The sequence below is a fragment of the Mesorhizobium sp. M7A.F.Ca.CA.004.12.1.1 genome (assembly GCF_003997835.1).
Classification (GTDB): domain Bacteria; phylum Pseudomonadota; class Alphaproteobacteria; order Rhizobiales; family Rhizobiaceae; genus Mesorhizobium.
This window is the reverse complement of sequence record NZ_RZRK01000112.1, coordinates 1-10,846: the sequence shown is the minus strand read 5'-3', so window position 1 is coordinate 10,846 and position 10,846 is coordinate 1. Positions and strand designations below refer to the sequence as shown.

Below are 10,846 nucleotides of genomic sequence, written 5' to 3'. Positions count from 1 at the left end.
CGCCTCCATCTATGCGCTGACAAAATACGCCCAGGAACGCGCCGTGCTGATCTTCGGCGAGGCCTATGGCATCGATGCGGTCGCGCTGCGCCTGTTCAATGTCTTCGGCGCCGGCCAGGCGTTGTCGAATCCCTATACCGGCGTGCTGGCCAACTTCGCTTCGCGTCTCGCCAACGGCCAACGGCCAATGATCTTCGAGGATGGCGAACAGAAGCGCGATTTCGTCCATGTGCAGGACGTCGCCCGCGCCTTTCGCCTTGCTCTGCAGCAACGCCAGGCAAAGGGTCATGTCATCAACATCGGCAGCGGCCGCGCCTATGCGATCAGCGAAGTCGCGCGATTGCTGGCCGAGGCCATGGGGACACCGAATCGCTCGCCGGAACTGCTCGGCAAAGCCCGCTCCGGCGATATCCGCAACTGCTTCGCCGATATTTCCAAGGCCCGTGAGTTGCTCGGTTTCGAGCCGGTGCGGCAATTGGAGAATTCGCTCGGCGAGTTCGTTTCCTGGGTGCGTAACACGTCCGCCGTCGACCGCGGCGCCGACATGAAGCGCGAGCTCGAAGAACGCGGGTTGGTCTCATGAACACACGCAATCGACGCGACGCGCCGGTCGCCATCATCGGCGGCAGCGGCTTCATAGGATCGAACCTCGCCGACAGCCTGTTGTCGGATGGCGAGCCGGTACTGGTGATCGACAATCTCAGCCGTCCGGGCGTCGAGCAGAACCTTGAATGGCTGGCGCAAAAACACGGCGGTCGCCTCACGGTGGAGACGATCGACGTGCGGGACGCCAACGCCCTGGCGCCGGCTCTGATGAGTTCAAAGGCGATCTTCCATCTGGCCGCGCAAACCGCCGTCACCACAAGCCTGGTCCAGCCAGGCGAGGATTTCGACATCAACCTTCGGGGAACGTTCAACGTTCTGGAGGCGGCGCGACTGAGCGGTGAGCTTATCCCGGTGATCTTCGCCAGCACCAACAAAGTCTATGGCAGCCTGCCCGACGTCGCGGTCCGCGAGGACGGCGATCACTATGTGCCTTGCGACAGCGTCATCCAGGCGCACGGCATCGATGAGGCTCGGGGCCTGGACTTCTGCACGCCCTACGGTTGCTCCAAAGGCGCGGCGGATCAGTATGTGCTCGACTATGCCAAATCCTACGGCATGCCGACGGCGGTGCTGCGGATGAGCTGCATCTATGGACCGCGCCAGTTCGGAACCGAGGACCAGGGCTGGGTCGCACACTTCCTGCTCAGCGCGCTGACGGGACGCCCAATCACCATTTACGGCGACGGCAGGCAAGTGCGCGATATCCTGCATGTCTCCGATGCCGTCGCCGCCTACAGGGCCGTGCTCGATCGCATCGAGACCACCAAAGGCCAGGCATTCAATCTTGGCGGCGGCCCGGAAAATGCGGTCAGCCTGCGCAGGCTGTTGAGCGAGATCCGTAGCCTGACCGGCCATGAGCTTTCAATCCGCCACGATGGGGAACGCACGGGCGACCAGCCCTTCTTCGTCGCCGACACCCGCAAGATCAAAACCGCGCTTGGCTGGATGGCCCATGTTTCATGGCGCGAAGGCGTCCGCGACCTCGCCGACTGGCTGCAGCGCCATCGGCTCGAGCCTCGCCCTGAAGCCGTGAGGTACGTCGCATGAAAATCGCTTTGGTAAACCCATTCTGGACCTACGACGACAGCATCTATTTCGGCTGCCGCCAACCACATCTGCCGCTGGAACTCGGCTATTCGAAGGCCCTGCTCGAAGCCGCCGGACATGAGGTGCTGATGCTGGATGGGCAGTTGCAGAGGCTCGATAATTCCGGTCTCTGCGAGCGGGTGGCTGATTTCGCCCCGGCTATGACCGTCGTCAGTACCGCCCCGACCTATCTGTTCTGGCGCTGCGCACCGCCGGAATTGCGTGTGCCGGCCGATTTCCTCAACCGTCTCGCCGGGCGCGGTGGACGCACGGTCGCGGTCGGGCCGCACGGCTCGGCGACGCCGGCGCCGACCTTGCGCAAGCTCGGCGTCGACATCGTCGTGAGCGGCGAATGTGAAGAAGTCGTCGAGCAGCTTGCCCGGCGCGATGATTGGAGCGCCGTGCCCTCAACCGCTTATCTGCGGGATGCCAAGGTGGTTTCGAACGGAGGCGTCCACGCCAGCTCGTTTGTCGATCATCCGCCACTCGAATGGCCAGCGGACTGGATCGCAGCCCATTCGCACCACCATCACAGGTTCGATGACAATCAGGTGGGGTTCGGTGCGGAAGTCGAGGCATCGCGCGGCTGTCCCTATAACTGCAGTTTCTGCGCCAAGATCGATTTCCGTGATGCCTATCGCCGTCGAAACCATGAAGCGGTGGTGGCGGAGATCGATCGGCTGATTGCCCAAGGTGTCGGCTACATCTACTTCATCGACGAGATCTTCCTGCCGCAAAAAGCGTTGCTGGAAGCCTTGGTCGATCGCGACGTGAATTCGGCGTACAGACCCGCATCGATCTGTGGAAGCCCGAACTGCTGGAATTGCTGGGCGCCGCGGGCTGCGTCTCGATCGAGGCCGGCCTCGAAAGCCTGACCGTCGAAGGTCGGGCAATGCTGGCCAAGCGCTGCCGGCTGGGTACCGAGGAACTCGCCGCGCTGCTCGTCGATGCCAGACGTCACGTTCCATTCGTTCAGGCCAATCTGATCGGCGTGGTCGAGGATGATCCCGCCCTGGTCGAGCACTGGCGAACCCACCTGATCGACCACGGCGTATGGGCCAACGAACCTGTGCCGCTTTACCCGTATCCGAGTTCGCCCAGCTACCGCGAGCTTTGGGGCGAACCCGACGACCTTGCCTGGGAACGCGCCCATGACCACTACCTCGCATCTTTCCAGAAATTCAGTGACATCCAGGAGAGGCGGCCGCGACCGCTGGCGGAACTGGAGGCGACATGTTGCGGACACTGACGCCGCGCTCGCGGCGCATCCTGATGACCGTCGATGCCGTGGGCGGCGTATGGCGCTATGCCCTTGATCTGGCACGGGAACTTGTGAACGGCGGCGACAGTGTGGTGCTTGCCGGCCTCGGTCCACAACCGTCGAGGCAGCAGGCTGCGGAGGCGGAGGCTTTCACGACGCTGATCTGGTTGAGTACGCCGCCGGATTGGATGACCCGCAACGGCGGCGACCTCGACGCGCTGCCGCGGGAATTGCTTGCGCCCATGCGCGACCACGCCATCGACCTTGTTCATTTCAACGCACCAACGCAGGCGGCGGGATTCGATGCGCCGTGCCCAGCCGTGGTGGTCTCGCATTCCTGCGTGACGACATGGTTCCACGCCGTCAGGAAACAGGCAGTGGATGGCGCATGGGCCTGGCAGAAGGAGCGCAACAGGCGCGGCTTGGATCGGGCCGACGCTGTTATCGTGCCGAGCCGCAGCCATGCCGACATGCTTGAGACCTGCTATGGCCCGATCGCGCGTCTCAGTGTGGTCGGAAATAGTGCCAGTCCGGTGCCGAAGACCGAAAAGCGCCAACCGCTCGTCTTCGCCGCTGCCCGCTGGTGGGACGAGGGCAAGAATGCGGCGGTGATCGACCAGGCCGCGTCGCTGACGCAATGGCCCGTTTTTGCCGCCGGTTCGATGCACGGTCCCAACGGCGGGCGTACCAGCTTCAGCTATGCTGTTCCTCTGGGAGCACTGCCGTCTCACGAGGTGCGCTCCTTGATGGCGCGCGCCGGCATTTTCGTGTCGCCATCAATCTATGAGCCATTCGGTCTGGCCGCGCTGGAAGCTGCCATGTCGGCGACGCCCTTGGTGCTTTCCGACATCGCAACCTATCGCGAACTATGGGACGGGGCCGCGATGTTCTTTCACGCGCGCAATCCCCACGACCTCGCTGCCTGCCTCAATCGTCTCTCCAGCGATGTCGAACTCAGGCGGGAGCTCGGCCAGGCAGCCCTGCGACGAAGCCGCCGGTTTACACTGGCCAGGCAAGCGGCGGCCATGCGAGGCATCTACGACAAGGCGGCCCTGGCCATGGCGGGGCGCTGACCATGCGCTTTCTGTTCTACACCCACTCGGTCGTTTCCGACTGGAACCACGGCAATGCCCATTTCCTGCGCGGTATCATGCGGGAACTGGTCGCGCGCCGGCACCAGGCGGTCGCGCTGGAGCCGTCCGACGGCTGGAGCCGTTCGAACCTGCTGGCTGAGAAGGGATCCTTCGCCATCGAACGCTTCCGCAAGGATTTCCCAGAACTGATGCCGGTGACCTACGATGTCGGGTTCGATCACGAGGCCTGGATCGCTGAGGCCGACGTTGTGATCGTTCATGAGTGGACGGATCCGAAGCTTGTCGCACGTATCGGCCGTGCCCGGGCCGCTGGCGGCAACTTCATCCTTCTGTTTCATGACACCCACCACCGGGCGGTATCGGCGACCGAGGCAATCTCGGCGCTGCGGTTGGAGCACTATGACGGCGTTCTCGCCTTTGGCGAGGCCTTGCGCGAGAGCTATTTGCGCGCCGGCTGGGGCAAGCGCGTCTTCACCTGGCATGAAGCTGCGGACGATCGCCTGTTCAAGCCGCACCCGGAGATCCACCCCACGTCCGATCTGGTCTGGATTGGAAACTGGGGCGACGATGAACGAACCGCCGAACTCAAGGAGTTTCTAATCGAGCCGGTACACGATCTCGGTCTCGAGGCCACCGTGCACGGCGTACGCTACCCCAAGCCCGCACTTGCGGATCTGGCCACCGCCGGACTGCGCTATGACGGATGGATCGCCAATGCCGACGTGCCGAAGGCGTTCGCCGCGCATCGTGTCACCGTCCACATCCCGCGGCGCCCCTATCGTGAGGGTTTGCCTGGAATTCCGACGATCCGCATGTTCGAGGCACTCGCCTGCGGCATTCCGCTGATTTCAGCACCATGGTCCGATGTCGAGCAGCTGTTCAGGCCCGGCGTCGACTTCCTGTTCGCCCACAATGGCTCGCAAATGCGGCAACACCTGCGGGCGGTGTTGGCCGATGCGGATTTCGCGGCTTCCCTGGTGACTTCGGGTCTCGAGACCATCCGCTCGCGGCACACCTGCCAGCACCGCGTCGACGAGTTGTTCGGCGTGCTCACGGAATGCACAACCGAACATACCATCAACAAGACCACCGCAAAGGAAGCCGCCGCATGAAGATGGCATTCTATGGATCGAGCCTTTTGTCGTCCTACTGGAACGGTGCCGCGACCTACTATCGCGGCTTGCTGAAGGCGCTTGCCCAATTGGGCTACGAAATCACCTTCTATGAGCCCGACGTCTACGACCGGCAGAAGAACCGCGACATCGAGGCCCCTGACTGGTGCACAGTGGTCGTTTATGAAGCGACCCAGCACGCGTTGATGCAGGTCGCGGCACGCGCCGCCAGCGCCGACATCGTCGTCAAGGCGAGTGGCGTCGGTTTCGAGGACGAGGCGCTGCTGCGCGCCGTTCTCGACCATGCCCGCAGCGACGCGCTGGTGGTATTCTGGGACGTGGACGCTCCGGCAACCCTTGCCCAGCTGCGCGACGAACCGGACCATCCGCTCCATGGCGCCCTGCAAGAAATCGACCTTGTGCTGACCTATGGCGGCGGCGACCCCGTCGTCTGGGCCTACCGTGCCATGGGGGCGAACGAATGCGTGCCGATTTACAATGCGCTCGATCCCCAAACGCATCACCCGGTCGCCAGCAATGCGCGTTTCGCTTGCGATCTGGCGTTCCTCGGCAACCGGCTGCCGGATCGTGAGGCGCGTGTCGAAGCATTCTTCCTCGATCCCGCAAGCCAGCTGCCGAAACAGCGCTTTCTGCTCGGCGGATCGGGCTGGGGGGACAAGCCGCTTCCCGCCAATGTCGGCTGGCTCGGTCACGTTGGCACCCGCGATCATAATGCCTTCAACGTCACTCCCAAGGCCGTGCTGAACATCAGTCGCGACAGCATGGCCGTAAACGGTTTTTCACCGGCCACGCGTGTCTTCGAGGCGGCCGGCGCCGGTGCCTGCCTCATCACCGACGCATGGCTGGGCGTGGAACTGTTCCTGAAACCAGACGAGGAGATCCTGGTGGCACGGGACGGCGGCGATGTCGCCGAGATCATGCGCTCGCTGACCTCCAGTCGGGCGAAGGCAATCGGCCAGGCCGCACTTTGCCGCGTGCTGGCCGACCATACCTACGCGCTGCGGGCGGACGTGGCCGATGCCGTCTTCAAACGTCATTTCGAGCAGGGGACCGTGGAGGCAGCGGAATGACCAAGCAATTGGACATCGTCTTTCTCGGCCTGTCGCTGTCCTCGTCCTGGGGAAACGGCCACGCCACGACGTTTCGAGGCCTGCTGAAAGGTCTGCACGAACTCGGCCACCGCGTGACCTTTCTGGAGCGAGACGTGCCGTGGTACGCCAACCACCGCGATCTGCGAGATCCGGATTTCTGCGCCTTGCGCTACTACGAAACCACTGCGGAGTTGCAAAGCGACTACGCCCGGTGCCTGGAGCAGGCCGACATTGTCGTCATGGGCTCCTTCGTGCCGGAAGGGCGCGTGGTCATCGACATCGTCGCTTCATTTTGCAAAGGGCGCTTCTGCTTCTACGACATCGACACGCCGGTAACCGTGGCGCAGCTTTCAGCCGATGATTGCGATTACCTGAGCTGGCGGCAGATTCCGTATTTTGATGTCTACTTCTCGTTCACCGGCGGGCCGATGCTTGGCCGTCTGGTGGAGGAGTTCGGCGCGCGCCGCGCCGAACCGCTCTACTGCTCGGTCGACCCGGAACGGCACCACCGGACCGGCGATCCGATCCGCTGGGATCTCGGCTATCTCGGCACCTACAGTGCCGACCGGCAGGCAACGCTGAACGCGCTGCTGCTCGAACCAGCACGGCGTATGCCGGACCGCCGTTTCGTCGTAGCCGGCTCGCAATACCCATCCGACATCACCTGGCCGGACAATGTCGAACGCATCGAACATTTGCCGCCGGCCGATCATGCCGCGTTCTACAGCCGTCAGCGTTACACGCTGAACGTCACACGCAGTTCCATGATCGCTGCCGGATGGTCACCCAGTGTGCGCCTGTTCGAAGCGGCTGCTTGCGGCACGCCCATCATCAGCGATCGCTGGCCAGGGCTCGACAGCTTCTTTCCCGCATCGGCGATTCACAACGCCGGGGAAACGGACGATGTCATCGAAATCCTCTTCGGCGAGTCCGAGCGCACACGCCTCGCCATGGCCCGCCGGGCCCGCGAACGCGTCCTCGCATCCCACACCGGTGCGGCCAGAGCGCGCGAATTCGTGACGGCGTTGACACAGCCAAGGGCGGCGGCCCTCGATTTCGACATCGGAAGCGCAGCATGACCGGCATACAGGAGAAAACGACGATGCGACAAAAAAGAAACGCGCAAAGGGCAAAGGCAGTGCTTGTCGCCGGCGGTGCGGGATTCCTCGGTTCGCATCTTTGCGAAGCATTGCTCCGCGATGGCTGGCGCGTGATCTGCGCCGACAATTTCCTGACAGGGCGCATGGAAAACATCATCTCGATCATGGATCAGCCGGGTTTCCGATTGATCGAGCAGGACATCTGCCGGCCATTGGATCTCGGCGAGCCCGTGGATCGCATCTACAACCTGGCATGCGCTGCCTCGCCGCCGCGTTACCAGGCCGACCCGATACACACCACGCGAACCTGCGTGATCGGCACGCTCAACCTGCTCGAACTCGCTGTCCGATATGACGCGCGGCTGCTACAGGCCTCGACGAGCGAAGTGTATGGCGATCCGGAGCAACATCCCCAGAGGGAGGACTATGTTGGCCATGTGAACTGCACAGGCCCGCGCGCCTGCTACGACGAGGGCAAGCGCACTGCCGAAACGCTTTGCTTCGACTATCTTAGAGCCGGCAAAGCCGACGTGCGCGTCGCGCGCATCTTCAACACCTACGGTCCGAGAATGGATCCGGCGGATGGCCGCATCGTCTCAAACCTGATCATGCAGGCGTTAGAAAAACGTCCTCTGACGATCTTCGGCGACGGCTTGCAAACGCGGTCCTTCTGCTATGTCTCCGATCAGATCGATGGATTGAGGCGACTGATGGACATCGACCCCAATCCGGGCAAGCCGGTCAATCTGGGCAATCCCGGAGAATTCACCATCGTGCGACTGGCGGCGCTGGTGAAGGCGATGACCGGCACCAAATCGGATTTGAGATTTCTGCCGCTGCCGCAAGATGATCCTCGGCGCAGGCAGCCCGATATTTCGCGTGCAAAAGCGCTGCTCGGCTGGACACCGAAGGTGCCCCTCAACGAAGGGCTCAAGCTGACGATCGATTATTTCGCGGCGCTCGAAGGCAGTCGCATCGGCGATCAGATGACAGGCTTTGCCAAAAGAGCGAGGCCGGCATCCGGCGGGCTGCAGAACCTTCCGGCGTGATGCGAGACGGCCGCCGAATCTTTCCCGAGATCGCGCGGAACATCCGCCCAAGCTTGTGGTTTGGCGGGAGGAACCGATACGGAGGATCATCCTCATGCAACCCAAGCGACCCGCGAGGGATATCGACCAGATGGCCGAACGCGAGACGGCTGCCTATCTGCGGCGCGCCTCGATCACCTATCTCGAGTGCTGCGTCAGCTTGATGATGACGCATCTGCAGCGCGAGGAAGTGGCCGCTATTCTCGAGCAGGAAGCAGACATGCTGCGAAGGCTGGACTGATCGGAACGATCATATCAGGCATTCGTCCAGGAACCCTATCAGTCGCATCCTATATCGGTCTGCCGTCGCGGCGAGCCTTGCTTTTTCCCGGCCATTTTCGGATTGCGCAGCCGTGCTCCAGAGCCCGAGCTGGAATGCCAAATAGCACGGTTCGAAAAAGCCGATGTGGCCGTTGTCGATGGCAAGCTTCATTCCTTGGACCAGGGTCCTCACATCGCTGTCGGATAGCCCGTACTCGACACGGGCGCCGGCAATGTCCCACTCTATTGGCTGGCAGCCGATCAAATCGTGTGCCCGGCAATGGTCGACGGCATCTGTCTTGAGCACCCTGCCGTCGGCACGAACGAGAAACTCCCATGGTTGGAGCTTTCCATCGATTTCAACGCGCTGCAGCCCGCTCGCGGGGGCCTGTTTCGAGAGCCAACCGCGCAAGGCTGCCGCGCGTTTTTCGCCCAGGGCTTCCGACGTATTGGAAACAGCCATCTCCGCGAGTGCAAGCAATGATGCACCCGGTTCGCAAGTTCGAAGATTGAGCGCACGCCAGGCCAGGTAATTTGTGAACTCCGCGATCAGTCTTTCCATGGGTAGCGGCGCCTGATCCATCGTGGTGCCGTCAATCCACCGTTCAACCAGAAAGCCATGGCAAAGCGCGACAACTTGCGATCCGAACTCGGCTTCATGCAACATCGTCGCGGTTCGTTTCTTGCGCCGTCCGGTTTCGCCGAGACCCGCGAATTTGACGAGCCAGCGGTCACGCCCGGCGGACGCCAGGAATTTACGCCGCTCGGTACCGCGAGGGCTCGGCGGCCAGCGCCCTTCGTCGGCGTAGTGGGCGGCCCGCCACTCGCCGCCAGATAGCTCGGTCAGGCCTAATTCCGGCCTGCCGACCGCCTCGGCCACCCAATCGCGCAACGTGGGGATTTTCGAGCTTTCGGAGAAGGTGCATTCAAACGCCGTCGCCACATGCTTCGGACAGCGCGACCATGTCTCCCGAGCCTCCCGCGACGCTTCGATGCCCGGGCCGCCTGAATGGCTGGGAAACAGGTGAATGCGGTCCGTATCGATACCCAGTTCACGCAGCCACACGATAACGGCATGCATCGAACTGCCGGACAGGCCAGGACCCTCGTCGACAACGGCGAAACGCGCCGATGGATTGTTCATCCAAGTGGCGATCGACTGCGGATCGGCGTTGATATACCTGCGGAAGGGATGGCCGATCGGGCGAACGCTGAATGGTGCCGGCGCACCAATCGAGGCCGCCACCATAGCTGCCAGCCCGAGGCCGATGCTGCGGACGCCGATCACGCATGTGTTCGCATCGAGACCCGACTTCTGCGCCGCGTCCAAATAGCTTTCGGGATAAAGCGCATAGTGCGCATAACCCTCGGCAGAGCCGGTCACAACCTCGGCCTTGCAGTCGAGCCCGGCCAGCTGTTTGAGAAGTCCCGGATCGATGCCACCGCCGACGCCGAAACCGCTTTGCCACGACTTCGCCACCTCTGCCGCGAGTCCGACCAACAACTTGGCGCCTTGCTGTTGTCGCGGCGAAAAGATGTCGATGCCGCTGGTTTGGAAATCGACATCGGCAAGCGCCTGAACCAGCTCCGACACGCTGATGAATAGTCCGACCAATGCAGCATGGCGTTGGACGCCATGAGACATCCGATCCAGGCTTTCGGCCATTTCGTTTGCTGCTTCCCGAAGCTGCTCTGCGCTCTCGGTCTGCCTGTGGTCGCCGTAGACGATCATCGATCGGTTTTCCAATGTTGCCGTGCGGCAACGCATCGAATGCAGCTTCGATCCATGCAGTCTCGCGCAATTTTTCGATGGGCGGAGGAACATTCCGGCACGCTGATGGTTCGGCGCCAGGAACTTACCTTTGAACAACATAGGGTGGCGGTTTCGTGGGATCGAAAAAGGTTCGTGTTGGTATCGTTGGGGTCGGCAACTGCGCATCCTCCCTGGTGCAGGGCCTCTCGTTTTATCGTAACGCGAAAAGCAACGAACCAATCCCTGGGCTGATGCATGCCGACCTTGGCGGCTACCATGTCGACGACATCGAGATTGTCTGCGCATTCGATGTCGCCAGGAGCAAGGTTGGCCGCGACGTCGCGGAAGCGATCTATGCCGCCCCGAACAACAC

At 62.4% G+C, this 10,846-nt stretch carries 9 protein-coding genes and 2 pseudogenes; 10 read left to right on the top strand and 1 reads right to left on the bottom strand.

Annotated features, from left to right (window positions below):
* The 9 genes and pseudogenes from EN984_RS08570 to EN984_RS08530 form a co-directional block, all read left to right on the top strand.
* The coding region (locus tag EN984_RS08570) for an NAD-dependent epimerase/dehydratase family protein (RefSeq protein ID WP_127383700.1) at positions 1-583 on the top strand (583 nt) is incomplete at its 5' end.
* Positions 580-1,653 (top strand): NAD-dependent epimerase/dehydratase family protein, encoded by a 1,074-nt coding sequence (locus EN984_RS08565; RefSeq protein ID WP_127270571.1) that lies wholly within the window; start codon positions 580-582, stop codon positions 1,651-1,653. The genes EN984_RS08570 and EN984_RS08565, both read left to right, overlap by 4 nt.
* A pseudogene (locus EN984_RS08560) lies at positions 1,650-2,941 on the top strand (TIGR04295 family B12-binding domain-containing radical SAM protein). Before EN984_RS08565 ends, EN984_RS08560 begins: the two are co-directional and overlap by 4 nt.
* Positions 2,926-4,026, top strand: coding sequence for a glycosyltransferase family 4 protein (locus EN984_RS08555; RefSeq protein ID WP_127270575.1), 1,101 nt, complete (start codon positions 2,926-2,928; stop codon positions 4,024-4,026). The pseudogene EN984_RS08560 and the gene EN984_RS08555 overlap by 16 nt, the downstream one beginning before the upstream one ends.
* A gap of 2 nt (positions 4,027-4,028) precedes the next feature.
* Entirely contained in the window at positions 4,029-5,159 is a 1,131-nt protein-coding gene (locus EN984_RS08550; RefSeq protein WP_127268453.1) for a glycosyltransferase, read from the top strand.
* Positions 5,156-6,250, top strand: a complete 1,095-nt coding sequence (locus EN984_RS08545) for a glycosyltransferase (protein ID WP_127268454.1) — start codon at positions 5,156-5,158, stop codon at positions 6,248-6,250. Before EN984_RS08550 ends, EN984_RS08545 begins: the two co-directional genes overlap by 4 nt.
* On the top strand, positions 6,247-7,350 hold the full coding sequence (locus EN984_RS08540; protein WP_127268455.1) for a glycosyltransferase: 1,104 nt from the start codon (positions 6,247-6,249) through the stop codon (positions 7,348-7,350). The genes EN984_RS08545 and EN984_RS08540 overlap by 4 nt, the downstream gene beginning before the upstream one ends.
* 23 nt (positions 7,351-7,373) lie before the next feature.
* Positions 7,374-8,420, top strand: a complete 1,047-nt coding sequence (locus EN984_RS08535) for a UDP-glucuronic acid decarboxylase family protein (RefSeq protein ID WP_027036338.1) — start codon at positions 7,374-7,376, stop codon at positions 8,418-8,420.
* Between the two features lie 94 nt (positions 8,421-8,514).
* On the top strand, positions 8,515-8,700 hold the full coding sequence (locus tag EN984_RS08530) for a hypothetical protein (RefSeq protein WP_127268456.1): 186 nt from the start codon (positions 8,515-8,517) through the stop codon (positions 8,698-8,700).
* 9 nt (positions 8,701-8,709) lie between these two features.
* On the opposite strand, the gene EN984_RS08525 is transcribed toward EN984_RS08530, so the two are convergent.
* The gene (locus EN984_RS08525; protein ID WP_127268457.1) at positions 8,710-10,452 is read right to left on the bottom strand and encodes a hypothetical protein; all 1,743 of its coding nucleotides are present in this window, start codon (positions 10,450-10,452) and stop codon (positions 8,710-8,712) included.
* Positions 10,453-10,607: 155 nt separating this feature from the next.
* Between EN984_RS08525 and EN984_RS38685 the strand changes: the two are divergent.
* Positions 10,608-10,846 (top strand): annotated as a pseudogene (locus EN984_RS38685) (inositol-3-phosphate synthase); the annotation flags it as partial.